Here is a 25,562-nt window from a genome sequence, read left to right as displayed (position 1 = left end):
CAGTCATCGCGCACGGGGATCCGGCGAGTGGAAAATCAGCAGAAACCGAGGTTCTCAGCGCGCAGGTTCACACCTACAGATTCCGAGCTGGATGAGGGTTTCACTATAAACGCCCACAAGTTGCGTATGAGCAGGTAAAATGACAAAAGCAGAAGCCACCGTAATGTGCGTGTTTTCAGCATTGCGCGGTGGGGTTTTAATGCTATTGTGATTCATAGGGCACGGCACTTGATCGCCTGCCATTAACAATTTTTCCTTATCTGCCATTTTCTCTGACACTTGTGGAGGTCTTTGAATGACTGATCTTACTGAGAAGGTCCCAGCTGGCGATCCAGCTAACTCCGGTGCTGAGCCAAAGTGCCCTTTTGGACACGACAACACCACCCCACCTACCGCCGGTAACCAGAACCAACGCTGGTTCCCAGAGCGCCTGAACGTATCCCTGCTCGCGTGGAACTCCCCAGAGCGCAACCCTTACGGTGCTGACTTCGACTACGCAGCAGCATTCGAGTCCCTCAACCTTGATGAGGTTAAGCAGGACATCGTTGAGTGCATGCTCAACTCCAAGGACTGGTACCCAGCTGACTTCGGCACCTACGGCGGCGCTTACATCCGTATGGCATGGCACTCCGCCGGTACCTACCGCGTTTACGACGGCCGCGGTGGCGCTTCCACCGGCCAGCAGCGTTTCGCTCCGCTGAACTCTTGGCCAGACAACGTGCTGCTTGACCGCGCACGTCGTACCCTGTGGCCAGTTAAGAAGAAGTACGGCAAGTCCCTGTCCTGGGCAGACCTGATGGTTCTGGCCGGCAACGTTGCTATGGAGCACATGGGCTTCAAGACCTTCGGTTTCTCCGGTGGCCGCGTTGATGCGTGGGAGCCAGAGGAAGTGTACTGGGGTCCTGAGACCGAGTGGCTAGCTAACGAGCGCTACGAAGGCGACCGCAAGCTTGATAACCCACTGGCAGCGGTTCAGATGGGTCTGATCTACGTGAACCCTGAGGGTCCAGACGGCAACCCAGATCCAGTAGCTTCTGCTCGCGATATCCGCGATACCTTCAAGCGCATGGGTATGAATGATGAAGAGACCGTAGCTCTGATCGCTGGTGGCCACACCTTCGGTAAGACTCACGGTGCGTCTTCCCCAGATGAGATCGGCCCACTTCCTGAGGAAACCGATCTTGAGGATCAGGGCATCGGCTGGAAGGGCCCAATCGGTGACAAGACCCTGGGCGGCGGCCCAGAAGTTACCTGGACCTACCACCCAGACCGCTGGGACAACGAGTTCTTCCACATCCTCTACGCTTACGAGTGGGAGCTCATGGAGTCCCCAGCTGGTGCTAAGCAGTGGCGTCCAAAGGATGGTGCTGGCGCTGACATGGTTCCAATGGCTCACTCTGATGAGCGCCGCGAGCCACGCATGCTCACCTCTGACCTCGCTCTGCGATTCGACCCTGAGTACGACAAGATCTCCCGTCGTTTCAAGGACAACTTCGCAGAATTCTCTGAGGCTTACTCCCGCGCATGGTTCAAGCTGATTCACCGTGACCTAGGACCAAAGACCCGCTACATCGGTGCTGAGGCTCCAGAAGAGGATCTGCTGTGGCAGGATCCAATCCCAGCTCCTGAGTACGTACCAAACGAGGCTGAGATTGAGACCCTGAAGAAGGCTATCGCTGACTCCGGTCTCACCGTTGGTGAGCTGGTGTCCACCGCTTGGGCTTCCGCATCCACCTACCGCAACTCTGACTTCCGTGGTGGCGCTAACGGTGCCCACATCCGTCTTGAGCCACAGCGCAGCTGGGAAGTAAACAACCCAGCTCAGCTGGATAAGGTTCTGGGCAAGCTCGAGGAGATCAAGGCCAACACCGGTATCAACGCTTCCATCGCTGACCTGATCGTTCTGGCTGGTGGCGTTGGCGTTGAGCAGGCTGCCGCTGCTGCAGGCACCCCTGTCACCGTTCCATTCACCCCAGGTCGTGGCGACGCTACCCAGGAGTGGACCGATGTTGAGTCCTTCGGCTACCTGAAGCCACACGCTGATGCGTTCCGTAACTACTCTGACGGCCAGCACGTCCTGCCAGCAGAGCACCTGCTGATCGACCGCGGCAACCTCATGGGCCTGACCGCACCAGAGCTCACCGTTCTGCTTGCAGGTATGCGCGTTCTGGGCACCAACTGGGATGGCTCCCAGGATGGCGTTCTCACCGAGCGCGTTGGTCAGCTGACCAACGACTTCCTGGTCAACATGCTGGACATTGACAACGTCTGGGAGAAGGCTGATGAGAAGGGCACCCGTTACAACGGCACCAACCCTAACAACGGCAAGTCCTTCACCGGCACCCGCGCTGACTTGGTCTTCGGTGCTAACTCCGAGCTGCGTGCAGTAGCTGAGGCGTACGCATCCGATGACGCCCAGGAGAAGTTCGTCACGTGCCCAGTGAGGCAAAGAGGGTATCGTCCCGCAGGGATCCTGCGGGACGATACCCTTTTTCGCATCGGGCCCCTTTGTCTTTTCTAAGGATTGTCGTGATTAGGAGTCCGATAGCCAACGCAGCATACGGTAGAGAAGCTGGGTAGCACCCGGCATAAATCCAGCACCGTGGTGGTATGCGCAGTCCATCGTGGAAACCACAACTTCGCCGTTGAACGTTTGCGCATCATGGTAGAGCAACACATTCGGATGGTCCGGCACCGCAAGGTAATGCCCACCCCACGGGTCTGTGTGATCAGCATCCTTGTGATCCTCCAGTTCAATAAGCTCAACTAAGCTGGTTGCGTGTGCCGGTGGTGCGAGGACACCGTGATAGTGCCAGTGAACTGATTGTTCACTGAGGTAGGACCACAAAGGATGGTCGGTATTAACTGATCGCCTACCCACGTCCTCACCAACACGCCATGCCCAGAAGTTGGTACCACGATGGATCTCCTCAGTACCAGGAAGCCAGTCCCCCACGTGGTTTTCACCATCAATGTAGACCCTGACTCCGTCAAGGGAGAGAAAATCAACAATAAACGGCGCGATCCGCTTCATCACATCAGGGTGCTGACGAGCAGCTAGGAAAACGGCGTCACATCCCTCAAGTGAGTCCGCTGTCATGGAGGGAGCATAGAGGGCAACTGGGTCAAATGCCTTGACGGCGGGATCTTTCAGATCTGCTAAATGGAAGAATGAACCAGAATGAATGAAAGCAATTTTTGTCATGGTGTCTATCACCCTAGGTACGTATAGATTGCGTCACGGAGCCCCTCGGTAGAGGTCCCCTCATAAGCAAAAGACTCGATATCGTTACCGGCGTGGACTATTACTTCGCCCTCACCTAACGGGTAGCTCACATCCAGTGGCAGCTGACGCGGACCAATACCAGTGAGAACGCGGGCACCATCAGGAAGGTTGGTGAGGTAACTGCGCCCGTAGAAGCCAGCTACTCCGATCTCCCGCAGTTCCTCAAAAGAGTGATTACCTGGGACACCGGTTCTAAAGAGCAGGTCTTTGTGATCCACCCCTTCGAAGATGGGGTGCGATTCCACAGCACTGAGCCAAATGTCTTCGGGATTGTGGAACTCCATCTTTCGGGTGCTAGGAAGCCCCTCAACTACTCGAAGGTGCGGGTGACCTGAGTACAGAAGCCGTCCACCAGCTCGCACCCACTGCGAGATGATCTCACTTCGTTGTTCCAAAAACACCAGATCACAGGCTGACCCAATGATCATGCCCTTGTACTTGGTGAGATCAATTGACGGGAACTGGTAGATGTCTACTTTGTCCACACGGTCATCTGTTGGGTGCTGTTGCAAAGTTGGGGCAGTAGGAAGATCGGCGTGAAATAATCAGAGCCATGGGTATCTTCTCCGGTCGTCATTTCCCCCGTGAAATCATTCTGTGGGCGGTGCGGTGGTACTGCCGCTACGGGGTGAGCTACCGCGATCTCGAAGAGATGATGACTGAACGTGGCGTGCCGGTCGATCACACCACCATCTACCGCTGGGTCCAGAAATACGGCCCTGAGCTGGATAAGCACACTCGGTGGTACCGGCAGGTTCCTGACTGGCAGGCCCGGTCCTGGCGGGTGGATGAGACCTACATCCGGGTCGGGGGAAAGTGGTGCTACCTCTATCGGGCTATTACCGCTGGTGGGCAGACCCTGGACTTTTATCTCTCACCAAAACGGAATGTGGCTGCGGCCAAGCGTTTCCTGGCCAAGACCCTGCGGTCGAACGCGTCAGCCGGGTTCCCGCGGGTGATTAATACAGATAAGGCACCCTCCCTGGCCAAGGCGATCTCCGAGCTCAAGGAAGAAGGCATCTGCCCACCGACAGTGGAGCACCGTCAGGTGAAATACCTGAACAACGTTCTCGAGGGAGATCATGGGCGGCTGAAAAGGATCCTGGGGCCGAAGGGTGCATTTAAGAACAGGACATCTGCATATCGGACGCTGAAGGGGATGGAAGCGATGCACTCCTTGCGGAAAGGTCAGGGGACGATGTTTGCTTACGGGCAACCGAACCCGGACGCGGTGATCGTCAGCCGGGTCTTCGAGACGGCCTGAGAACGCTGAGTCGCAGAGACCATGGAGAAATGAAACTCGGGCGTTCGTGGCCCCTCCACCCGACTTTGCAACAGCACCCTTCCTAGAAAGGACATCAATGCGTAAGTGCATGTCAGCACTGGCTGGAACAATTGTGGCGGCCAGCCTCCTTCTCACTGGGTGTGGTCAAGGCACGACCACCATGCAATCCTCCAGTAGTGAAGAAACTTCAGGAGCGATCGCTCTGACAGACCAGCGAGGGAAAAGCGTTGAACTTAGCGGACCGGCGGATCAAATAGCCTTTACGGTCATTCCAGCTCCGGCAATTCTGGCAGCGGTTGATGGTTCCTGGGACCGCATCGTGGGCGTGAACTCCTCCTGGTCAGAAGCTGCCGCGGAAGGTATCACGCCGAAGATTTTTGATAAAGCAAATGAGCTCAAAGTAATCGCCGGCGATGACTTTGTTCCAAACATGGAAGAGATTTTGAGTCTCAATCCTGATGTGGTTGTTCAGTGGGGAGACAGGGGAAATGACGTAGTCGCGCCTATTGAGTCCACAGGTATTCCAGTAGTCGGTTTGCAGTATGGCACGCAGGAAGACTTGGAAACATGGATTGACCTATTTGGCACCATGGTGGGCAAGCAAGACCGCGCTGAAGAGATCATTAACAACATGGGCAAGGAAGCAGAAGAGCTTCGTGAAAAGACCGCCAAATTTGATACTAAGCCTCGTGTTGTTCAGCTGTCCTACTCTGATTCCAAACTGTCCGTAGCTACCAAAAAGGACTACGCACAGCACGTTTTCGATCTGATTAACGCAGAAAATGTAGCGGCCGATGCGGTGGTTGATGATGCGGGTATCAGCCCTGAACAACTCATCAACTGGGACCCTGAAGTCATCTTCCTCTCAGCCTTTGACACCGCGGTTCCAGAGGATCTCTACAACGATCCACGCTTCGCAGATGTATCTGCAGTGAAGAATAAGAAGGTCTACCGAACCCCACTGGGCGTTTACAGGTGGCAGGTTCCATGTGCTGAGTCGCCATTGTTCTGGAACTGGGCAGCAGCACTAGTTCATCCAGAGCTGGAAGTTGACCTTCCTGACATGATGCGAGAGCAGATCTCTTACCTTTACAACTATGACGTGACTCAGGAAGACATTGATCTAACTCTGCGTACAGACATCAACAACGGATCGGCCAATTATGATCGAGTCCAGTAAGCAGGCGCCAAGTAATTGCCCAGTCGCCGAGACGTGCCCGATAGGCCAAGAAAACGGACCTTGCTTTGTGGAGGCAGAACCCGAAAAGCCGTTTGACCTCCGTTCGTCAAAAATGCTTCGAGTTGTCGTCATTTCGGGTCTTTTCATCACGCTTATTGTGTCGATGGTAGTTGCCATCGGAATCGGCTCCTTGGCTATTTCCCCACTCAGAGTGGCAGAAATCATTGGCAATGAACTGGCCCTACGCCTTGGCATCGGCGGGACTCTGTCCCCGGAATGGACGGCGGGAGAGAATTCCGCGGTGCTGCTCGTTAGAGCTCCACGCATTTTGTTGGCGGTGCTGGTGGGTGGATCTCTAGCGGTGTCTGGCGCTGCGCTGCAGGCATTGTTTAGAAATCCGTTGGTTTCCCCTGATGTGATTGGTGTTTCCTCGGGCGCTGCTTTTGGTGGCGTTTTGATGATCCTGCTGTCCATGTCTGCCGCGACCATCATGGCCGGTGCGTTTGCATCGGGTTTGTTGGCGGCAATCATTGTGATGGTTATTGGCAAGATCAGAACGTCTAACCCAGTTTTGACGATCGTATTAGGTGGCATCGTTGTGAGCGCATTTTTCAATGCGCTGGTATCCCTCGTTACATACCTGGCGGATCCGTACACTACGCTGCCATCGATCACTTTCTGGCTGATGGGTTCATTTTCTGCCGCTACGTGGTCCAAGGTTCTCATGATTCTAGTGCCGGTTCTTATCGGCCTTGTGACTGTCTACCTGCTGCGTTGGCGCATCAACATTCTTTCTCTGGGTGATGAAGACGCAGCATCGCTGGGGGTTCATCCAGGCCGTATGCGCTTCATATTGATCGTTGCGGTAGCGCTTCTTACTGCGGCAACGGTGGCGAGTGCCGGCATTGTCGGCTGGGTTGGCTTGGTGGTTCCTCACCTTATCCGTCTGGTATTGGGTCACGACAATCGAATTGTCATCCCGGCATCGTTCCTCTTGGGAGGAATCTACACCCTGATTATTGATACGATCGCGCGCTCTGTCTCCGAGGTTGAGATTCCTATTGGTATCTTGACCGCGCTGATTGGTGCACCAGTTTTCATCTCTGTGCTCATTAACAAAGCGCGGCAAGGAGGCAGCATTGCTTAAAGCACAAGGCGTTGGCCATTGGTACGTAGGCGGAAACTGGTTGTTCCGCGACGTCGATCTGAGCGTGAAACCAGGTGAGTGTGTTGCCATTCTTGGCCCTAATGCGCGCGGAAAAACCACGCTGCTGACGTGTTTGGCGGGAGTTCGTACCCCGCGTGAAGGAATGGTCCAAGCTAGTGGCTCGGTAGGGTACGTCCCTCAGAACAATGATTCCAACCTCGGATTTACTGCCTTCGACATGGTGCTCATGGGTACGGCGCGCAACCGTTCACCGTGGTCGTCGCCAAGCAAAGAGGATGAGGACAAGGCTCAGCGCGCGCTGAAGCGCGTGGGGCTTCTGGAGCATGCGCACAAGATCTTCTCCGGCATGTCTGGCGGTCAGCGCCAACTTGTTTTGATCGCGCGTGCGTTGGCCTCTGACCCGCTCTTCCTGATCCTTGATGAGCCTACGTCCGCGTTGGATATGCGAAACCAATCCAGAACATTGTGCATCATGCGTCAGCTGTGCAATGAGGGAATTGGCGTGGTGTTCACTACGCATGACCCAACCCATGCCTTGCACGTTGCGGATCGCACTTTGCTGATGGATAAGACAATCAGCTGCGGCGATACGTTGTATCAGCTCACGGAATCCAAGCTGTCAGATCTCTATCAAATTTCCATCAAAACTCCAGATGTGAGCTTCGCAGACAGCGTGCGACGCATCGTGGTGCCAGACTACTCAGATGGGGAAAGGCTCTAACACTAATGGCACGTATTATTCAGTTCGTGATGGGTTCACAGAGCCCTACAACAGATGGTGCTGTTGCAAAGTCGGGTGGAGGGGCCACGAACGCCCGAGTTTCATTTCTCCATGGTCTCTGCGACTCAGCGTTCTCAGGCCGTCTCGAAGACCCGGCTGACGATCACCGCGTCCGGGTTCGGTTGCCCGTAAGCAAACATCGTCCCCTGACCTTTCCGCAAGGAGTGCATCGCTTCCATCCCCTTCAGCGTCCGATATGCAGATGTCCTGTTCTTAAATGCACCCTTCGGCCCCAGGATCCTTTTCAGCCGCCCATGATCTCCCTCGAGAACGTTGTTCAGGTATTTCACCTGACGGTGCTCCACTGTCGGTGGGCAGATGCCTTCTTCCTTGAGCTCGGAGATCGCCTTGGCCAGGGAGGGTGCCTTATCTGTATTAATCACCCGCGGGAACCCGGCTGACGCGTTCGACCGCAGGGTCTTGGCCAGGAAACGCTTGGCCGCAGCCACATTCCGTTTTGGTGAGAGATAAAAGTCCAGGGTCTGCCCACCAGCGGTAATAGCCCGATAGAGGTAGCACCACTTTCCCCCGACCCGGATGTAGGTCTCATCCACCCGCCAGGACCGGGCCTGCCAGTCAGGAACCTGCCGGTACCACCGAGTGTGCTTATCCAGCTCAGGGCCGTATTTCTGGACCCAGCGGTAGATGGTGGTGTGATCGACCGGCACGCCACGTTCAGTCATCATCTCTTCGAGATCGCGGTAGCTCACCCCGTAGCGGCAGTACCACCGCACCGCCCACAGAATGATTTCACGGGGGAAATGACGACCGGAGAAGATACCCATGGCTCTGATTATTTCACGCCGATCTTCCTACTGCCCCAACTTTGCAACAGCACCCAGACCAAAGCAATGATCACCGCCAGCATCATCGACGCCGACACCACCACCAAGGAGGTCGCATGAACCAGTCACAGCACCAAGCACGTGCCGGTCCCTGACGCCATCACACTGCTTGTTTCAACGAAAGGCAGAAACACCACTCCGTCGGACTTGACCCTGAATACAACGGATGCTAATGTCGAGAACATGTTGATTTTGGGAACTGCTTCGATGCGGTTGCGCCGCAACCGCTAACAGCGGTTGACCTTCCAGTAGTGGTCACCGCTCCGGTCACTAAGCCGGGCTGTCATTTTGCCATGCCCGGCTCCAAAACTCTTCTTTTCGGAGCATCCCATGTCTGCATATTCTCGTGGTCGTCACGAAAACGGCCAGAACTTTCTCACTGACTCCCGCGTTATCGCCTCTCTCTTGGAGCGTGTGGGAAGCACTAGCGGCCCCTTGATTGAGATTGGTCCCGGCCAAGGAGCGCTGACTCATCCGTTGTCTTGTACGGGACGATCTCTCACAGCTGTTGAAATTGACCCCGCGCTGGCAGGTGCGCTGCGGCGGGAACTTGACGATGCTGTGACTGTCATCAACGAAGATTTTCTGAGATACCGTCTGCCAGCCCACCCTCATGTGATTGTTGGTAACATCCCGTTTCATATCACCACATCCATCTTGCGGCGCCTTCTTCGCGCCCCAGGCTGGACCGACGCTGTGCTGCTTATGCAGTGGGAGGTTGCCCGCCGACGTGCTGGCGTCGGTGCGTCAACCATGATGACCGCCCAGTGGGCTCCGTGGTTCACTTTTGAGCTTGGAGAACGTGTTAGCCGGGAGGCGTTTACCCCTCGTCCTAGTGTGGATGGTGGCGTTTTGCACATCCGACGCCGTCCTAAAATGTTGGTACCAGTTGGAAAGCGAAAGGCGTTCCAAGCTCTAGTGCACGCCGTCTATACGGGGAAGGGTCGTGGGATCGTCGATATCGTCACCCAAGCGAAGATATTTCCCTCTCGACAGGCGGCGCGGAAATGGGCCGAGCGGTCCGGTGTGCATTCGCATCAGCTGCCCTCTGACCTGTCTGTTGCTCAGATGGTCAGCCTCTTCGAAAGCCGTGGGGCAGTTCCGCCGCGACGCCGCAAACAGAGGAAATAGTTCCGAGAGGAGAATTCCTCTGGGGAGGCGGGCCAAGAAAAATCAATAACCCCGGTGATGTGCGTCTAAAACGCAGGGATCGCTCCGGGGCCTTCGGTTCCAAGTGTAACACTGGTACGTATGTCATCCAAGAATAATCCGGTTAGTGATCTTGAGGCTTGGTTTTCATCCGAGCGGATGAAAACCTACAGCTTCCACTCGGATCCCGACGCTCTCTACCTGTGGAATACTCGCGTGACCAAGTCCTTCCTGGAAGATATTCAGCATGTCGAGGTGCTCTTGCGTAACTGTGTCGATACTGCTGTGTCTCCAAGGTATGGGCAGCGGTGGTATGTCCACCCGGCTATTCCTTTTGATCGGCAGGCGAAGAAGTCTATTCAGAAGGCGGAACGGCGGGCGGGAATTAGCCGAGGTCAGGTGCCACCATCGGGACGGGTGATTGCTGAGTTGAGCTTCGATTTCTGGGCGTATCTTTTTACCAATACGTACGCGTCGACGATTTGGCCACTAGTTCGTAATAGTCTTGTGGCCACGCCGGTTTCCGCCACGGATGAGGGTGGGGCTGGCATCTTCGTTCCTTCTTTGACTGATTTCAAGCGTGAGGTTGATGTGGTCTACAAACTACGTAACCGTTGTGCTCATCATGAACCAATTATTAGGCGGAACAGGCAGCATGAAAATGCTCGGCTTGATCGTGCGCAGCAAGGTGCTGTTGCAAAGTCGGGTGGAGGGGCCACGAACGCCCGAGTTTCATTTCTCCATGGTCTCTGCGACTCAGCGTTCTCAGGCCGTCTCGAAGACCCGGCTGACGATCACCGCGTCCGGGTTCGGTTGCCCGTAAGCAAACATCGTCCCCTGACCTTTCCGCAAGGAGTGCATCGCTTCCATCCCCTTCAGCGTCCGATATGCAGATGTCCTGTTCTTAAATGCACCCTTCGGCCCCAGAATCCTTTTCAGCCGCCCATGATCTCCCTCGAGAACGTTGTTCAGGTATTTCACCTGACGGTGCTCCACTGTCGGTGGGCAGATGCCTTCTTCCTTGAGCTCGGAGATCGCCTTGGCCAGGGAGGGTGCCTTATCTGTATTAATCACCCGCGGGAACCCGGCTGACGCGTTCGACCGCAGGGTCTTGGCCAGGAAACGCTTGGCCGCAGCCACATTCCGTTTTGGTGAGAGATAAAAGTCCAGGGTCTGCCCACCAGCGGTAATAGCCCGATAGAGGTAGCACCACTTTCCCCCGACCCGGATGTAGGTCTCATCCACCCGCCAGGACCGGGCCTGCCAGTCAGGAACCTGCCGGTACCACCGAGTGTGCTTATCCAGCTCAGGGCCGTATTTCTGGACCCAGCGGTAGATGGTGGTGTGATCGACCGGCACGCCACGTTCAGTCATCATCTCTTCGAGATCGCGGTAGCTCACCCCGTAGCGGCAGTACCACCGCACCGCCCACAGAATGATTTCACGGGGGAAATGACGACCGGAGAAGATACCCATGGCTCTGATTATTTCACGCCGATCTTCCTACTGCCCCAACTTTGCAACAGCACCGCATCAAGCTGTAGTTGCAGCTTTTGCATTTCTTCTGGCGTTAAACCTGCGGTGTTCAGTTTGCTATGCACAACGTCAATGCTGCGCTCTAAAGCCTTTGCAGCTCCTTCGTAGGCTTCATACGCAGTATGCACAACGTCCAAATCAGTGGCAGTCGCTGCCTGTGAAACAGACACAACAGCAAAGGCAACAACCAGTGAACAAAATACATTGCGAATTTTCATAGTGATTTACTCCAGTTTTTTAATGTTTTTTTTCTTCATGCGCCGCCCTTCGGCGCTTGGTAATTGACCTGGGCAAAATTTGCCCGGCCTTGGGGTAGCGTTACTTGGCCAGCTGGCCAGCAACGGTTAAAGCTCGGTCAATCGGCACTGTTTGCGTATAACTGCCGCTGCCATAGCTAACCAATGAAACCGCTTCACCGTGCGTATTCACGACCACGCCGCCGGAATTACCGCCCACGACTGAAGCCGTTACAAGCATGAAATCATTAGGGGATAGCATCTTTGCATCGAGGCCGTGCCAGGCAACAATGCCGACACCGACAGCAAAGCCGTAACCGGACGGCGAGCCTATGGCCATAACGTCCTGGCCCGGCCTGGGTAGAGTGTTGGCCACCTTAATCGGTGGCAATGGGTCGCCTTCAAACTCAAGCAAAGCAACGTCCTGCGTTACATCAGCACCGACAACATGAGCCGCCCGCCATTCACCGCCCGCTGTACGGATTCGCAAGGCTTCTTGCCTGTCCACACAATGCGCCGCTGTTAGCACTCGGTTGCCTTCGATGACGAAACCGCCGCATATAGTTTGATGCTGTCGCTTTGCGTCTTGTTTTGCCCAGCCTTTTTGCCAGGCGCGGTAGTGCGTCAATGCTGCTGTGGCAGCGTTTTGTTGAACGCCAGGAATAAGCCAGGCCGGACTGTTTTCAGCAAAGCCGTAGGGCTGCTCGATTGCTGACAAAGCAATAACAGACGGCATTGTATTTTCAGCCAGTGTTGGCCAATCCGGTGCAAGGTAGGGTCTGGTATCGGGTGGCAGTGTGCCGCGCTGGACGCTCTGGCCGCTGATTGAATTGTCGGACAATATGCGCTGCTCACGCCGATAGTCTTGTATTCGTTCTTCTGTGCTATCCAGGGCACGAGCATTTGCAGCGGTCGTACCCAACGCATAACTGGCCAGGAGTGACGGGCACTGGCTGGCAATGTCTAGCAACGGCAGGCATTTCGGCTGAGGGTAAAAGAACTTTCCGCTAAGCGATAGACTGTATGTAAACACAGTATTGCAAGGACGCGGAACATGCCTCATGTGGCGGCCAGGACGGCCAGCCGGGATCGGGATACTGGTCGTTACCAGAGCCACCGACCCGAGCAAACCCTTCTCTATCAGATCGTTGACGAGTATTACCCGGCATTCGCTGCGCTTATGGCAGAGCAGGGAAAGGAATTGCCGGGCTATGTGCAACGGGAATTTGAAGAATTTCTCCAATGCGGGCGGCTGGAGCATGGCTTTCTACGGGTTCGCTGCGAGTCTTGCCACGCCGAGCACCTGGTCGCTTTCAGCTGTAAGCGTCGCGGTTTCTGCCCGAGCTGTGGGGCGCGGCGGATGGCCGAAAGTGCCGCCTTGCTGGTTGATGAAGTACTGCCTGAACAACCCATGCGTCAGTGGGTGTTGAGCTTCCCGTTTCAGCTGCGTTTCCTGTTTGCCAGCCGGCCCGAGATCATGGGGTGGGTGCTGGGCATCGTTTACCGCGTCATTGCCACGCACCTGGTCAAGAAAGCGGGCCATACCCACCAAGTGGCCAAGACGGGCGCGGTCACCCTGATCCAGCGTTTTGGATCGGCGCTCAATCTGAATGGGGTCGTTTGCGGGAGGGGGCGGAATCCTACGCTAAGGCTTTGGCCAGCGATATTCTCCGGTGAGATTGATGTGTTCCCATCCGAGCGGCGAAACATGGGCCAAGAGATCGGGCGATAGCAGCTTTCCATCGCGTTTCTGGTTTGCAACGACCTCGCCGAGCTTCATGGTGTTCCAGAAGATGATGATGGCGGCGAGCAGATTCATGCCGGCGATGCGGTAATGCTGGCCTTCGGCGGAACGGTCGCGGATTTCACCGCGGCGGTGGAAGCTGATTGCCCGCTTCAGCGCATGATGAGCTTCGCCTTTGTTGAGCCCGATCTGGGCACGCCGTTGGAGTTCGGCATCCAGAATCCAGTCGATCATGAACAGGGTGCGCTCGACGCGACCGACTTCCCGCAGGGCTGTCGCGAGCTCGTTCTGCCGCGGATAGGAGGCGAGTTTCCGCAGAATCTGGCTTGGCCGACGGTCCCGGCAGCAATGGTGGCGGCGATGCGCAGGATGTCGGGCCAATTGCGCTCGATCATGGCTTGGTTGACCTTTCCGCCGATCAACGCTCGCAGGTGCGCCGGGGCGGCCGACGGATTGAACGCGTAGAGCCGTTTGGATGGCAGGTCGCGGATGCGCGGAGCGAACCGGTAGCCGAGAATGGCACATGCGGCAAAGACGTGATCGGTGAAGCCGCCCGTGTCGGTGAACTGCTCGCGGATATGGCGTCCAGCATCGTTCATCAGCAGGCCATCGAGGATGTAAGGCGCTTCGCTTGCCGTTGCAGGAATCACCTGGGTTGCGAACGGCGCATATTGGTCGGAGACGTGGCTATAGGCTTTCAGGCCCGGGGTATTGCCATATTTCGCGTTGACCAGGTTCATGGCCTCACCTTGCTCTGTAGCGACGAAGAACTGTCCGTCGCTCGAAGCCGACGTGCCCATGCCCCAGAACCGGGCCATGGGTAACGCTGCCTGTGCCTCGACCACCATGGCCAGCGCCCGGTCATAGGCTTCGCCCTCGACATGCCACCGTCCAATGCGGATCAATTCCCAGAAGGTGTGGGTGTTTGTCGCATCCGCCATTTTGCGCAAGCCGAGGTTGATCCCTTCCGCCAAGATAACGTTCATTAGCCCGATCCGGTCAGCGCAGGGTGCTCCTGTGCGCAGATGGGTGAACGCTTCGGTGAAGCCGGTCGCCGCATCCACCTCCAGCAGGAGATCGGTGATGCGCGTGGGCGGGATCTGCTTGTAGAGATCGAGCACCAGATCTTCGGCGCCTGTCGGCGCGGCGGCTTCGAGTTTCTCGATATGCAGAACGCCGTTTTCAATCGACCCGCCCGGGATCGTGCCTGCGCGAGCGGCACGGCCAAGCTCGCGCAACCGCATGTCGAGGCGAGCTTGCCGGTCTGCCAGCCATTCCTCCGGCCGCAATGGCACAGCGAGACGACCGCCTTCCGCGATGGATTGTGCCGGAACGAGTGCGTGTTTCAGATCGCCATAGCGCCGGGACCTAGTAAGCCAGACATCTCCGGAGCGGAACGCATCGCGCAGATGGAACAGCACCGCGATCTCCCATAGGCGAGCGTCGCCAGCCCTCTGGGCCCGAAGGTGGCGATGCCATTTCGAGCTGGGCCGCAAGAAGCTGGTCATCGCGGCATCGTTCAAACCGGTACGAAGGGCCGTCACCGCTTCCAGAAGCGGCAGTGCAACGGGCGCAGCTCGCAGATCGAGCAGGCGCAACATGCGTGGAGCGTATCGGCGGAAGCGGTGATAACCGTCGAGCACATGATTGAGCGGATCGTCGGCCATGGTGGCGGTCAGCCTGGTTGCCATTGCAACAAGGGTTTTTAAGCCGTCCCACCCTGACCCACTCGCGATGACATCGCCCAGCGGCTGGCCATCATCCTGTGCATCGACCAGGGCGCCCCCGATCTCGGCGAAGGATTTCAGGGTGTCACGCACCACCCCCGCTTCGTCTGCGACCTTTGCATGGCAAATACGCTCCGAAGCACGGTAGAGACGGCCGACGATCCGGTCGTGGGTTTCGACCACTGCGTCGGCCAACATCGCCTGCCATTCCGAGACGCAAACAGCCAAGATCGCAAGCCGCCTGTCCTCCGGGAGATCGCGCATGCCGTCGGCATAATACCGTTCACCCTGCCTGCGCAGACGAGTCACCCGATGGGCAGGAACGCCGGCAAGCAGATCCTCGGGGAGATCGATGCGTTGCAGATATTCGAGCCGGTCGAGCAGCCGGTTGGCCGACGAAGAGTTCGAGCCAGGCTCGAACTGGCGCAGCCACACAAAACGGGTCACCCGATCATCAGCCGTCTCCTCGAGCAATGCCAGCAACTGTTCTCGGATCGACATAGGCAGCCGACTGGCGATCCTCGTCTCGATGCGTCGCTCGGCATCGACGAGAGCCGCGGCACAAAGCCGCTCGATCGTGGATGTCGCGGGAAGGACAGTGCGGGTGCGTCGGCACTCGGCTACGAAGCGACGGGCGATATCCTCGTTCGACACCGCCATCTCGGCTTCTCGGAACAACCATTCCTTCAGCTCGCTCGCACCACGTCCGGAGAAGGTGCGGAAGCCGTAGAGCCCCCGTAACTCGGCAAGATGCTCGTGCCGTGTTTCCTCGCGGGCAGCATAGTCTACGAGATCGTCGGCACCCAGGCCAAGCTGCGCTCCGATAAATTCGATGACCTCTGCAGGGATCAGTTCGCCTGGAGCCAGCACCCGGCCGGGATAGCGCAGGACACACAATTGCAGGGCGAAGCCGAACCTGTTGTGAGCGCGCCGACGCAGCCTGATATGCCCAAGGTCTTCATCACTCAGCGTATAGTGCTTGAGCAAATCCGTCTGTGAAGTCGGCAAGCGCAACAGCGCGTCTTTCTGCCGATCGGTTAGAGTGACGCGACGCGGCATACATGTTCCTTTTTCAAAATCTGATAGCGTTCAAGACGCTTTGTTTATGAAGCTGGTTGAGATACATTTCCAGAGGTCAATGCAATCGTGGCCGAAGCGCCGCCTCAAACCAACGTTTGTGATACATGCTGATCGGATATGCCCGCGTCTCCAAAGCCGATGGCTCGCAGTCTCTCGACCTGCAGCACGACGCCTTGCGCGCCGCAGGTGTCGAACGGGACAATATCTATGATGATCTTGCTTCCGGCGGTCGTGATGATCGCCCTGGCTTGACTGCCTGCCTCAAGTCATTGCGTGACGGCGATGTGCTGGTGGTCTGGAAGCTCGATCGCCTCGGACGATCGCTTGCCCATCTGGTCAACACGGTGAAGGAGCTGTCAGACCGCAAGATCGGCCTGCGGGTTCTGACTGGAAAGGGCGCTCAGATCGACACCACGACTGCGTCCGGTCGCATGGTGTTCGGAATCTTCGCCACCTTGGCCGAGTTCGAGCGGGATCTGATCCGAGAGCGCACCATGGCGGGTCTCGCCTCCGCGAGAGCGCGCGGTCGCAAGGGCGGACGAAAATTCGCGCTCACCAAAGCTCAGGTGCGTCTCGCGCAAGCCGCCATGGCCCAGCGCGATACTTCAGTTTCCGATCTCTGCAAGGAACTCGGCATCGAGCGCGTCACTCTCTACCGATATGTCGGTCCCAAAGGCGAGCTCAGAGACCATGGAAAGCATGTTCTCGGACTTACGTAGCAACTCGTTTCTTTTCGCAGGTTGAGCCACAGAGGTGGATCAGGAAATTTGAACAACACTTATAAGTGATATTTTGCTCCCCAAATGATGTTATAAACATCAATATATGGAGTATTTTATGACACGTAGACCAAGAAGAAATCATTCAAATGACTTTAAAGCTAAGGTAGCACTTGCTGCGATTAAAGCAGAAAAAACACTTGCTGAATTGAGTGCTGAATTTGATGTTCATCAAAACCAAATTATTGACTGGAAAAATCAACTGATTTCAGCTTCCTCGCAAGCTTTCGATCAATCAAAAGCTCCAACAGAACCACCCATCGATCTAAAAAAACTACATGCAAAAATCGGTGAGCAGGCATTAGAAATTGATTTTTTAGAAGGTGTGTTGAAGAAACTGGGTCGCTTCAACCACAAAAGTTAATCGATGACTCACTTCAGATTTCAGTATCTAAGCAAGCTAAGCTGCTGAAAGTCTCCCGTGGTTGTTATTACTATCGCCCAAAACCTGTGAGTGAATCAGATCTGAAGCTGATGCGCTGTATGGATGAGTTACATATGCAATACCCTTTTGCAGGTAGCCGTATGATGCGTGATTTATTGAATCGTCAAGGACATCATATAGGACGACGTCATACACGTACTTTAATGAAGAAAATGGGCATTAATGCGTTATATCGTAAACCAAATCTAAGTCAGGCCAATCAAGCTCACCGTAAATATCCATATCTGCTCAAAGGATTGGCTATTCAGCGCAGTAATCAAGTGTGGTCTACGGATATAACGTATATCCCTATGGCAAAAGGCTTTGTTTATTTATGTGCTGTGATTGATTGGCATAGCCGCAAGGTACTTGCGCATAGAGTATCGATTAGTATGGAGGTTACATTTTGCATAGAAACATTAAATGAAGCTATTGAAAAATATGGCCGACCTGAAGTCTTTAATACAGACCAAGGCAGTCAGTTTACCAGTGATGCATTTATTGATGTATTGAAATCAAATGGCATTCAAATCAGTATGGATGGTAAAGGTCGATGGGTTGATAATGTGATGGTTGAACGATTATGGCGGAGCGTTAAATATGAAGAGGTGTATCTCAAAGCCTACAGCAATGTTTTGGATGCGAAGAAGCAATTAAACGCATATTTTGAATTTTATAATTTGAAACGACCTCATTCGAGTCTGGACAAAATGACTCCAGATGAGTTTTACTATGACCAGCTACCACAACAAAATAAGGTAGCTTAACTAGAGCAGAGTATCACTTATAAATAAGCTTTTAGTTGTTCAAACAAGTGGGACCACCTCTCACCTCCGCGCTTCATCAGAAAACTGAAGGAACCTCCATTGAATCGAACTAATATTTTTTTTGGTGAATCGCATTCTGACTGGTTGCCTGTCAGAGGCGGAGAATCTGGTGATTTTGTTTTTCGACGTGGTGACGGGCATGCCTTCGCGAAAATCGCACCTGCTTCCCGCCGCGGTGAGCTCGCTGGAGAGCGTGACCGCCTCATTTGGCTCAAAGGTCGAGGTGTGGCTTGCCCCGAGGTGATCAACTGGCAGGAGGAACAGGAGGGTGCATGCTTGGTGATAACGGCAATTCCGGGAGTACCGGCGGCTGATCTGTCTGGAGCGGATTTGCTCAAAGCGTGGCCGTCAATGGGGCAGCAACTTGGCGCTGTTCACAGCCTATCGGTTGATCAATGTCCGTTTGAGCGCAGGCTGTCGCGAATGTTCGGACGCGCCGTTGATGTGGTGTCCCGCAATGCCGTCAATCCCGACTTCTTACCGGACGAGGACAAGAGTACGCCGCAGCTCGATCTTTTGGCTCGTGTCGAACGAGAGCTACCGGTGCGGCTCGACCAAGAGCGCACCGATATGGTTGTTTGCCATGGTGATCCCTGCATGCCGAACTTCATGGTGGACCCTAAAACTCTTCAATGCACGGGTCTGATCGACCTTGGGCGGCTCGGAACAGCAGATCGCTATGCCGATTTGGCACTCATGATTGCTAACGCCGAAGAGAACTGGGCAGCGCCAGATGAAGCAGAGCGCGCCTTCGCTGTCCTATTCAATGTATTGGGGATCGAAGCCCCCGACCGCGAACGCCTTGCCTTCTATCTGCGATTGGACCCTCTGACTTGGGGTTGATGTTCATGCCGCCTGTTTTTCCTGCTCATTGGCACGTTTCGCAACCTGTTCTCATTGCGGACACCTTTTCCAGCCTCGTTTGGAAAGTTTCATTGCCAGACGGGACTCCTGCAATCGTCAAGGGATTGAAACCTATAGAAGACATTGCTGATGAACTGCGCGGGGCCGACTATCTGGTATGGCGCAATGGGAGGGGAGCAGTCCGGTTGCTCGGTCGTGAGAACAATCTGATGTTGCTCGAATATGCCGGGGAGCGAATGCTCTCTCACATCGTTGCCGAGCACGGCGACTACCAGGCGACCGAAATTGCAGCGGAACTAATGGCGAAGCTGTATGCCGCATCTGAGGAACCCCTGCCTTCTGCCCTTCTCCCGATCCGGGATCGCTTTGCAGCTTTGTTTCAGCGGGCGCGCGATGATCAAAACGCAGGTTGTCAAACTGACTACGTCCACGCGGCGATTATAGCCGATCAAATGATGAGCAATGCCTCGGAACTGCGTGGGCTACATGGCGATCTGCATCATGAAAACATCATGTTCTCCAGTCGCGGCTGGCTGGTGATAGATCCCGTCGGTCTGGTCGGTGAAGTGGGCTTTGGCGCCGCCAATATGTTCTACGATCCGGCTGACAGAGACGACCTTTGTCTCGATCCTAGACGCATTGCACAGATGGCGGACGCATTCTCTCGTGCGCTGGACGTCGATCCGCGTCGCCTGCTCGACCAGGCGTACGCTTATGGGTGCCTTTCCGCAGCTTGGAACGCGGATGGAGAAGAGGAGCAACGCGATCTAGCTATCGCGGCCGCGATCAAGCAGGTGCGACAGACGTCATACTAGATATCAAGCGACTTCTCCTATCCCCTGGGAACACATCAATCTTACCGGAGAATATCGTTGGCCAAAGCCTTAGCGTAGGATTTCGCCCTCTCCCGCAAACGACCCCTGAATGTTCACTTCCACATGCTGTTTCTCGACGGTGTGTATGTCGAGCAATCCCACGGCTCAGCGCGTTTCCGCTGGGTCAAGGCGCCGACCAGCCCAGAGCTCACCCAGCTGACGCACACCATCGCCCACCGGGTGGGTCGCTATCTGGAACGGCAAGGCCTGCTGGAACGGGATGTCGAAAACAGCTATCTGGCCTCGGATGCGGTGGATGACGACCCGATGACACCCCTGCTGGGGCACTCGATCACTTACCGTATCGCTGTCGGTTCACAGGCGGGGCGAAAGGTGTTCACTTTGCAAACTCTGCCGACCAGTGGTGATCCGTTCGGTGACGGGATTGGCAAGGTAGCCGGGTCCAGCCTGCACGCCGGCGTGGCGGCCAGGGCCGATGAACGCAAGAAGCTCGAACGGCTGTGCCGGTACATCAGCCGCCCGGCGGTATCCGAGAAGCGGCTGTCGTTAACACGAGGCGGCAACGTGCGCTACCAGCTCAAGACGCCGTACCGGGACGGCACCACGCACGTCATTTTCGAACCATTGGATTTCATTGCAAGGCTGGCCGCCCTGGTACCGAAGCCCAGAGTCAACCTAACCCGCTTCCACGGGGTGTTCGCACCCAACAGTCGGCACCGGGCGTTGGTCACGCCGGCAGGTGCTGTTGCAAAGTCGGGTGGAGGGGCCACGAACGCCCGAGTTTCATTTCTCCATGGTCTCTGCGACTCAGCGTTCTCAGGCCGTCTCGAAGACCCGGCTGACGATCACCGCGTCCGGGTTCGGTTGCCCGTAAGCAAACATCGTCCCCTGACCTTTCCGCAAGGAGTGCATCGCTTCCATCCCCTTCAGCGTCCGATATGCAGATGTCCTGTTCTTAAATGCACCCTTCGGCCCCAGGATCCTTTTCAGCCGCCCATGATCTCCCTCGAGAACGTTGTTCAGGTATTTCACCTGACGGTGCTCCACTGTCGGTGGGCAGATGCCTTCTTCCTTGAGCTCGGAGATCGCCTTGGCCAGGGAGGGTGCCTTATCTGTATTAATCACCCGCGGGAACCCGGCTGACGCGTTCGACCGCAGGGTCTTGGCCAGGAAACGCTTGGCCGCAGCCACATTCCGTTTTGGTGAGAGATAAAAGTCCAGGGTCTGCCCACCAGCGGTAATAGCCCGATAGAGGTAGCACCACTTTCCCCCGACCCGGATGTAGGTCTCATCCACCCGCCAGGACCGGGCCTGCCAGTCAGGAACCTGCCGGTACCACCGAGTGTGCTTATCCAGCTCAGGGCCGTATTTCTGGACCCAGCGGTAGATGGTGGTGTGATCGACCGGCACGCCACGTTCAGTCATCATCTCTTCGAGATCGCGGTAGCTCACCCCGTAGCGGCAGTACCACCGCACCGCCCACAGAATGATTTCACGGGGGAAATGACGACCGGAGAAGATACCCATGGCTCTGATTATTTCACGCCGATCTTCCTACTGCCCCAACTTTGCAACAGCACCCTAGGAAGTATGTTGTGCAACATCAATGCATACTAAACGTTAAAGTAAGGTTAGCAAAGCCTAAATTAGGCCAACCTTACTAAAAGTGATATTTCCCATAAAAACCACCCTTAACCAGTCGTTCTATTTTTAGCACATTACTGTGTAAAAATAATCCACCGCCGGCAAGTCTGCGCCATGTATAGACGCGAAAGAACCGTTAACCACACGTATGTATAGGATGTGCGCGCAATACGGTTGATCGCCCAGCAAGGACCTGACCAGTGGGGACTCTCATCCACCCCAGCCATCCTGCGTCTTGGCCCACTAGCCAGTTAAAACATCACACGCTTGTAAAGGGAGAACTTCTGAATGCCGACTGGCTTTCATGATGGATTCCCACTGCTTTAAAACCACATGAGGTCCATGGTGGTGATGCCACCTTGCTGCCTAATTCTGGGCATGCTGAACGACGGCATCAATGAGTGCTGCAACTTTCTCCTGGTCCCGCACCGCAAGCCGCCAGTAGTCCTCACCGAGCCCTGGGAACGTGTCGCACCGGCGCACGGCGATGCCTGCGGCGAGCAGGGAGCGTCGTAAAGCTTCCGGGTTCGGCCCAGGGGGACGAACCAGCAGGTAGGGAGCTTGAGAGTCTGTTTCGATGTGGAAGCCTGCGTCCAGCAGCGCCTGGCGCATCGCAGTGCGCTGGGCGGTGATGGTGTCCACCATCTTAGGTAGAACATCGAGGTGCTCCATCACAGTGCGCGCAGCCAGAATCTGCAGCGTAGACAGTGGCCAGTGAGCACGACCGTGGCGCATGTACGCAAGGTTTTGCGGCGATGCGATCGCATAACCCACGCGAAGACCAGCCAAGGACCAGGTCTTGGTGAGGCTGCGCAGGACAACAATGCTCTCGGGGAAGTTCTGGCCGCGTAAGGCGCGGACCATGGAGGCTTCCTCGCCTGAGGGGGTCGCGTCGATAAAAGCCTCATCAACTACGAGCAACCTCTCAGAACCCGCTGTTGCCCAATCACGTAACGTGGTGGCGGGTGTGATCACGCCCGTGGGGTTACACGGGTTGCCTATAACCAGTACTGGGGTGGACACATCACTCAGGCGTGGATCCGCAAAAGGCGGGGTAAGCACATGATGATGAATCCTGATCCCAGCCTCCGCCAGCATGATCTCCGGCTCACTAAAGCCGGGTTGGACCACGGTAGCTGCCGCCTGACCGCGGGCATGCAATAGCTTTGGCAGCATAGCAAAACCCTCAGAAGCCCCAGCCAGCAGCATCACATGATCAGAAGGGATGTTGTGATGAGCCGCGATCATCGCCTCCACCTGCGCTAGTTCGCGGGCATCCGGGTAGGCGCCTAGCCGGTCAACCCCAGCACGCAGGGCGCTAGCAAGGAAGCGTGGTGGCGTGGGCGAAACTACGTTAACCGCAAAATCGAGAACTGCGTCGCGTGCATCAATATCGCCGTGAAAATGGTCGGGCGTGTACTGGTCGTTCACCCGAATAATCCTAGTCCTTGGCCGCAGGCTTCATGGCGCTAATTGCGCGAATAACGAGGGACATTACGCCGGCTGCACTGAGCTGCGTTGTACCTGACAGCCTTACCGCTTCTTTGATGTGGTGCACCTCAGGGCGATCACCAAATCCCAGCTCAGGTCGATTTTCCAATCCATGGTAGTACTGTGTGGGCCCGCCCAAACGCACACCCAATGCAACAGCAGCGCTGGTCTCCACTGGGCCAGCATTAGGACTCGGATGACGGTGAGCTTGGGTGCGAAGCGCACGGGCGAATTCAGAAAACCTTGCCTTATTAGCTACGCCCACACCCACGTGAATTATGGTGGTCAGCCGTGCTGGAATATACGCCAGAACATCATCAAGCTTGGCGGCGGCCCACCCAAACTCCTGATACCGCTCATTCTTGTACCCCACCATGGCATCCAGCGTGTTCACCAAACGGTGCGTGACCACGCCCGGCGCGCCAAAGATGGAAAAGAACAAGGGTGCGATGATGGCGTCGGAAGTATTCTCCGCAAGGGATTCCACCGTGGCGCGCACTACACCAGGGTAATCAAGTAACTCTGGGTCCCGTGAGCATAACCACGGCACGAGGGCGCGCGCCGCGTCAAGGTCTTCAGCGTCCAACGCCGCATGCATGTCACGGCCCACCCGCCTCAAGGTGGCCCCGCCTAACGACGCATACAGTGCCAGCGCCAAGCTTGTGCACGGGAACTTGCGGTGGGTAATCACGGCGCCAGCAACAACTGGGGTGCACACGGCGCCCACGAACACCGCGCCCCGAACCTTGCTGGGCGCATACATCTTCTTTTCCACCGCACCGGCATACCGGCCAAACCATGCCACGGGGTGGAAGTTGGTGGGAGGATCACGAAAGAACGCGTCTGCAGCAACTCCCGCCCACATGGCCGGCATTGAGCCAGCTACGCCATGCTTTTTCATAAACCACACCGTATCACTACTACCACTGTGAACACGCCCGATTTTGACGAATCTCAACATGAGGACACGTGGTAGAGCTTCGTAGCATTGGCGCTAGAGCAGCGGACACCAACAGCGAATCCGAAGCCTGGGGCCAAGCGTGATGGATGAGGCTTTCACGCCTGACAGGGAGTCATCCACACAGGGCACCTAACCCATGCACCTTTACACGAAGTGTGCCACAGCAGCCGGTTTGGGCGGTGGAACGATACCCATGGTGTGACACCCCAGTGTCTCCTTGCGCGCCGTCGCCGCGTCAACAATAAGACCGGCAACTAGAGTCTCCGGCGCAGGCGGCAGGGTGTTGAGGAACGCGCGTGCTGCAGCAAGGTTCTCATGCGAGCGTAGAAGTCCTGCGTGAGCGATCATCTCAGCCTGCAGCGCGCGCAACTGTGTCGCCGTGAGCTGCGGGCGCACTAGACCAGCTTTGCGTGATGCGAACACATGCTCACCTTGGTTGGTTGTCATGGCATGGTGGCGGGCAACGTCTTCAGCCACGCGGCGACCGACCACAACGCCTTCCATTAACGAGTTTGAGGCTAGGCGGTTAGCGCCGTGCAAACCGGTGCGGGCGCACTCACCGGCGGCGTACAGGCCGGGAACGGACGTGCGCCCGTGGGCGTCAGTAGTAATGCCGCCACACGTGTAGTGTGCGGCGGGCGCAATCGGAATCAGGTCACTGGTGAGGTCGAAGCCGTGAATGGCCACAGAGTGGGCAACGCCGGGGAAGAGAGTGTCGACGCCTGGAATGGCACGGGCATCAAGGAACACCTGGTCAAGCGAGGCAATTTCGCGGGCCACAACATCACGTGGGGCGAGGTTGTCGGTGACGGCATCGGAACCGTCAGCATGAACAATGCGTGCACCCGCACCGCGGAGAGCCTCTGTGAGCAGTGGCTTTTGCCCAGTAACCCCAGGCAAGTACAGGACTGTGGGGTGAAACTGGATGAATTCCATGTCACTGACATCGGCACCAGCGTCCACGGCCAGAGCGATTCCGGTACCGCGGGCACCCGCAGGTGCGGTGGTGGAGGAATAGAGTTGCCCAACGCCACCCGTGGCAATTAAAACACTCTCGGCGTCTACCTCCCCTTCCGTGGTGAGGACGCCGCTAGGAGTGATCGCTTGAGCATATGCGGTGAGCACCGGAATACCAGCGCGCTCAGCAGCAGAAATGAGTGCACGCTCGATCTCGGCGCCGGTATGGTCCGCCGCGTGGACAATGCGGTGGCGGGAGTGCCCGCCCTCGAGGGCGCGGTGATAGACACCCGTGGCGGTGTCAGCGACATCGAATTGAGCACCGTGGGAGATGAGCCAGGTGACCGCCTCGGCGGCAGCACCGATGAGGTCGCGAGTGTGGGCGATGTCGTTATGAAAACAGCCAGCCGCGATAGTATCGGCGGTGTGGAGGTCTACTGAATCTGGCTTGTCGTCCGTGCCTGCTGGGGCATCGGGAAGACCTGTGACAGCAAGGCCACCCTGGGCCAGATGAGTTGCAGCTTGAGTAAATCCTGGACCGGATCCGTCAATCACCAGTACGCGCAGTTTTAGTTCGTGGGCGCGGATCGCCGCAGAGAGGCCAGCTACCCCACCACCGATGATGACAAGATCGTATTTCATGGCACGGCAGTTTACGCCTACAAGGCAATAACTGAAAGGCTGCGAGGTCTAAAGCCTCTCCAGATTGAATAAAATTGAGATTAAACCGCGTTTTTCCTCGAGAATTCCAATCCAGAGGTA

21 protein-coding genes and 3 pseudogenes are annotated in these 25,562 nt (G+C 56.2%); 13 read left to right on the top strand and 11 right to left on the bottom strand.

Annotation, left to right across the window (positions count from 1 at the left end; all coding sequences use genetic code 11):
* Window positions 1-295: 295 nt before the first annotated feature.
* Window positions 296-2,521 carry a catalase/peroxidase HPI gene (gene katG, locus ACXM2N_RS00220; protein WP_458488892.1) on the top strand — a complete coding sequence of 742 codons (2,226 nt, stop codon included), beginning with the start codon at window positions 296-298 and terminating at the stop codon, window positions 2,519-2,521.
* A gap of 12 nt (window positions 2,522-2,533) precedes the next feature.
* Here the strand turns inward: katG and ACXM2N_RS00215 are convergent, their stop codons facing one another.
* On the bottom strand, window positions 2,534-3,205 hold the full coding sequence (locus ACXM2N_RS00215; RefSeq protein WP_458488890.1) for a hypothetical protein: 672 nt from the start codon (window positions 3,203-3,205) through the stop codon (window positions 2,534-2,536).
* An 8-nt stretch (window positions 3,206-3,213) separates the two neighbouring features.
* A complete protein-coding gene (locus tag ACXM2N_RS00210; protein WP_458488888.1) occupies window positions 3,214-3,771 on the bottom strand; it encodes a hypothetical protein in 558 nt (185 codons plus the stop codon).
* Window positions 3,772-3,839: 68 nt separating this feature from the next.
* On the opposite strand from ACXM2N_RS00210, the gene ACXM2N_RS00205 reads away from it, so the two are divergent.
* The 4 genes from ACXM2N_RS00205 to ACXM2N_RS00190 all read left to right on the top strand — a co-directional run bounded on the left by ACXM2N_RS00205 (window position 3,840) and on the right by ACXM2N_RS00190 (window position 7,640).
* The gene (locus ACXM2N_RS00205; protein ID WP_458488874.1) at window positions 3,840-4,550 is read left to right on the top strand and encodes an IS6 family transposase; all 711 of its coding nucleotides are present in this window, start codon (window positions 3,840-3,842) and stop codon (window positions 4,548-4,550) included.
* Between the two features lie 109 nt (window positions 4,551-4,659).
* The gene (locus ACXM2N_RS00200) at window positions 4,660-5,751 is read left to right on the top strand and encodes an ABC transporter substrate-binding protein (RefSeq protein ID WP_458488886.1); all 1,092 of its coding nucleotides are present in this window, start codon (window positions 4,660-4,662) and stop codon (window positions 5,749-5,751) included.
* A gap of 67 nt (window positions 5,752-5,818) precedes the next feature.
* Window positions 5,819-6,898, top strand: a complete 1,080-nt coding sequence (locus tag ACXM2N_RS00195) for a FecCD family ABC transporter permease (RefSeq protein WP_458488883.1) — start codon at window positions 5,819-5,821, stop codon at window positions 6,896-6,898.
* Window positions 6,891-7,640 carry an ABC transporter ATP-binding protein gene (locus tag ACXM2N_RS00190; RefSeq protein ID WP_458488881.1) on the top strand — a complete coding sequence of 250 codons (750 nt, stop codon included), beginning with the start codon at window positions 6,891-6,893 and terminating at the stop codon, window positions 7,638-7,640. Before ACXM2N_RS00195 ends, ACXM2N_RS00190 begins: the two co-directional genes overlap by 8 nt.
* A 134-nt stretch (window positions 7,641-7,774) precedes the next feature.
* On the opposite strand, the gene ACXM2N_RS00185 is transcribed toward ACXM2N_RS00190, so the two are convergent.
* Window positions 7,775-8,485 carry an IS6 family transposase gene (locus ACXM2N_RS00185; protein ID WP_458488874.1) on the bottom strand — a complete coding sequence of 237 codons (711 nt, stop codon included), beginning with the start codon at window positions 8,483-8,485 and terminating at the stop codon, window positions 7,775-7,777.
* On the opposite strand from ACXM2N_RS00185, the gene ACXM2N_RS00180 reads away from it, so the two are divergent.
* Both ACXM2N_RS00180 and erm(56) read left to right on the top strand, forming a co-directional pair.
* Window positions 8,462-8,605 (top strand): hypothetical protein, encoded by a 144-nt coding sequence (locus tag ACXM2N_RS00180; protein ID WP_458488879.1) that lies wholly within the window; start codon window positions 8,462-8,464, stop codon window positions 8,603-8,605. The two genes, ACXM2N_RS00185 and ACXM2N_RS00180, sit on opposite strands and share 24 nt — an antisense overlap.
* A 270-nt stretch (window positions 8,606-8,875) precedes the next feature.
* Window positions 8,876-9,676, top strand: coding sequence for a 23S rRNA (adenine(2058)-N(6))-methyltransferase Erm(56) (gene erm(56) / locus ACXM2N_RS00175; protein WP_129546809.1), 801 nt, complete (start codon window positions 8,876-8,878; stop codon window positions 9,674-9,676).
* Between the two features lie 783 nt (window positions 9,677-10,459).
* Here the strand turns inward: erm(56) and ACXM2N_RS00170 are convergent.
* The 3 genes from ACXM2N_RS00170 to ACXM2N_RS00160 all read right to left on the bottom strand — a co-directional run bounded on the left by ACXM2N_RS00170 (window position 10,460) and on the right by ACXM2N_RS00160 (window position 12,202).
* Entirely contained in the window at window positions 10,460-11,170 is a 711-nt protein-coding gene (locus ACXM2N_RS00170; protein ID WP_458488874.1) for an IS6 family transposase, read from the bottom strand.
* Between the two features lie 8 nt (window positions 11,171-11,178).
* Entirely contained in the window at window positions 11,179-11,448 is a 270-nt protein-coding gene (locus ACXM2N_RS00165) for a hypothetical protein (protein ID WP_458488877.1), read from the bottom strand.
* 100 nt (window positions 11,449-11,548) lie between these two features.
* The gene (locus ACXM2N_RS00160) at window positions 11,549-12,202 is read right to left on the bottom strand and encodes a S1 family peptidase (protein ID WP_011117027.1); all 654 of its coding nucleotides are present in this window, start codon (window positions 12,200-12,202) and stop codon (window positions 11,549-11,551) included.
* Window positions 12,203-12,520: 318 nt separating this feature from the next.
* On the opposite strand from ACXM2N_RS00160, the pseudogene ACXM2N_RS00155 reads away from it, so the two are divergent.
* Window positions 12,521-13,078, top strand: a pseudogene (locus tag ACXM2N_RS00155) (transposase zinc-binding domain-containing protein); the annotation flags it as partial.
* Between the two features lie 33 nt (window positions 13,079-13,111).
* Here the strand turns inward: ACXM2N_RS00155 and ACXM2N_RS00150 are convergent.
* Window positions 13,112-15,996 (bottom strand): annotated as a pseudogene (locus ACXM2N_RS00150) (Tn3 family transposase).
* A gap of 125 nt (window positions 15,997-16,121) precedes the next feature.
* On the opposite strand from ACXM2N_RS00150, the gene ACXM2N_RS00145 reads away from it, so the two are divergent.
* From ACXM2N_RS00145 to ACXM2N_RS00125, 5 genes and pseudogenes are all read left to right on the top strand, one after another.
* Window positions 16,122-16,736, top strand: a complete 615-nt coding sequence (locus ACXM2N_RS00145; RefSeq protein WP_000904906.1) for a recombinase family protein — start codon at window positions 16,122-16,124, stop codon at window positions 16,734-16,736.
* Window positions 16,737-16,854: 118 nt separating this feature from the next.
* Window positions 16,855-17,987, top strand: a protein-coding gene (locus tag ACXM2N_RS00140; protein ID WP_223672967.1) for an IS3 family transposase whose coding sequence is annotated in 2 segments (ribosomal slippage) — window positions 16,855-17,107 and window positions 17,107-17,987 — 1,134 coding nt in all. Because the reading frame shifts where the segments join, the coding sequence is not laid out codon by codon here.
* 99 nt (window positions 17,988-18,086) lie between these two features.
* Window positions 18,087-18,890, top strand: a complete 804-nt coding sequence (gene aph(3'')-Ib, locus ACXM2N_RS00135; RefSeq protein ID WP_001082319.1) for an aminoglycoside O-phosphotransferase APH(3'')-Ib — start codon at window positions 18,087-18,089, stop codon at window positions 18,888-18,890.
* Window positions 18,890-19,726 carry an aminoglycoside O-phosphotransferase APH(6)-Id gene (locus ACXM2N_RS00130; RefSeq protein WP_000480968.1) on the top strand — a complete coding sequence of 279 codons (837 nt, stop codon included), beginning with the start codon at window positions 18,890-18,892 and terminating at the stop codon, window positions 19,724-19,726. Before aph(3'')-Ib ends, ACXM2N_RS00130 begins: the two co-directional genes overlap by 1 nt.
* Before the next feature lie 105 nt (window positions 19,727-19,831).
* Window positions 19,832-20,485, top strand: a pseudogene (locus tag ACXM2N_RS00125) (IS91-like element ISCR2 family transposase); the annotation flags it as partial.
* 78 nt (window positions 20,486-20,563) lie between these two features.
* Here ACXM2N_RS00125 and ACXM2N_RS00120 read toward each other — a convergent pair.
* From ACXM2N_RS00120 to ACXM2N_RS00105, 4 genes are all read right to left on the bottom strand, one after another.
* Entirely contained in the window at window positions 20,564-21,274 is a 711-nt protein-coding gene (locus ACXM2N_RS00120; RefSeq protein ID WP_458488874.1) for an IS6 family transposase, read from the bottom strand.
* Between the two features lie 483 nt (window positions 21,275-21,757).
* Complete coding sequence (gene cobC / locus ACXM2N_RS00115; protein WP_458488872.1) at window positions 21,758-22,822, bottom strand: Rv2231c family pyridoxal phosphate-dependent protein CobC; 1,065 nt, start codon at window positions 22,820-22,822, stop codon at window positions 21,758-21,760.
* A 10-nt stretch (window positions 22,823-22,832) separates the two neighbouring features.
* On the bottom strand, window positions 22,833-23,783 hold the full coding sequence (gene cbiB, locus ACXM2N_RS00110) for an adenosylcobinamide-phosphate synthase CbiB (RefSeq protein WP_458488870.1): 951 nt from the start codon (window positions 23,781-23,783) through the stop codon (window positions 22,833-22,835).
* 204 nt (window positions 23,784-23,987) lie between these two features.
* A complete protein-coding gene (locus ACXM2N_RS00105; protein WP_458488868.1) occupies window positions 23,988-25,442 on the bottom strand; it encodes an L-aspartate oxidase in 1,455 nt (484 codons plus the stop codon).
* Window positions 25,443-25,562 lie beyond the last annotated feature (120 nt).

Source organism: Corynebacterium sp. ZY180755, assembly GCF_054331495.1.
Note: the sequence above shows the minus strand (reverse complement) of the source record. Positions and strands in the feature narration are given on the sequence as shown.

What these genes read in the sequence shown, in the direction of transcription:
- katG (WP_458488892.1), top strand. Translation starts at nt 296, where the DNA reads ATGACTGATCTTACTGAGAAGGTCCCAGCTGGCGATCCAGCTAACTCC.
- ACXM2N_RS00215 (WP_458488890.1), bottom strand. Translation starts at nt 3,205, where the DNA reads ATGACAAAAATTGCTTTCATTCATTCTGGTTCATTCTTCCATTTAGCA.
- ACXM2N_RS00205 (WP_458488874.1), top strand. Translation starts at nt 3,840, where the DNA reads ATGGGTATCTTCTCCGGTCGTCATTTCCCCCGTGAAATCATTCTGTGG.
- ACXM2N_RS00200 (WP_458488886.1), top strand. Translation starts at nt 4,660, where the DNA reads ATGTCAGCACTGGCTGGAACAATTGTGGCGGCCAGCCTCCTTCTCACT.
- ACXM2N_RS00180 (WP_458488879.1), top strand. Translation starts at nt 8,462, where the DNA reads ATGACGACCGGAGAAGATACCCATGGCTCTGATTATTTCACGCCGATC.
- ACXM2N_RS00185 (WP_458488874.1), bottom strand. Translation starts at nt 8,485, where the DNA reads ATGGGTATCTTCTCCGGTCGTCATTTCCCCCGTGAAATCATTCTGTGG.
- ACXM2N_RS00170 (WP_458488874.1), bottom strand. Translation starts at nt 11,170, where the DNA reads ATGGGTATCTTCTCCGGTCGTCATTTCCCCCGTGAAATCATTCTGTGG.
- ACXM2N_RS00165 (WP_458488877.1), bottom strand. Translation starts at nt 11,448, where the DNA reads ATGAAAATTCGCAATGTATTTTGTTCACTGGTTGTTGCCTTTGCTGTT.
- ACXM2N_RS00160 (WP_011117027.1), bottom strand. Translation starts at nt 12,202, where the DNA reads ATGCCGTCTGTTATTGCTTTGTCAGCAATCGAGCAGCCCTACGGCTTT.
- ACXM2N_RS00145 (WP_000904906.1), top strand. Translation starts at nt 16,122, where the DNA reads ATGCTGATCGGATATGCCCGCGTCTCCAAAGCCGATGGCTCGCAGTCT.
- ACXM2N_RS00130 (WP_000480968.1), top strand. Translation starts at nt 18,890, where the DNA reads ATGTTCATGCCGCCTGTTTTTCCTGCTCATTGGCACGTTTCGCAACCT.
- ACXM2N_RS00120 (WP_458488874.1), bottom strand. Translation starts at nt 21,274, where the DNA reads ATGGGTATCTTCTCCGGTCGTCATTTCCCCCGTGAAATCATTCTGTGG.
- cbiB (WP_458488870.1), bottom strand. Translation starts at nt 23,783, where the DNA reads ATGAAAAAGCATGGCGTAGCTGGCTCAATGCCGGCCATGTGGGCGGGA.
- ACXM2N_RS00105 (WP_458488868.1), bottom strand. Translation starts at nt 25,442, where the DNA reads ATGAAATACGATCTTGTCATCATCGGTGGTGGGGTAGCTGGCCTCTCT.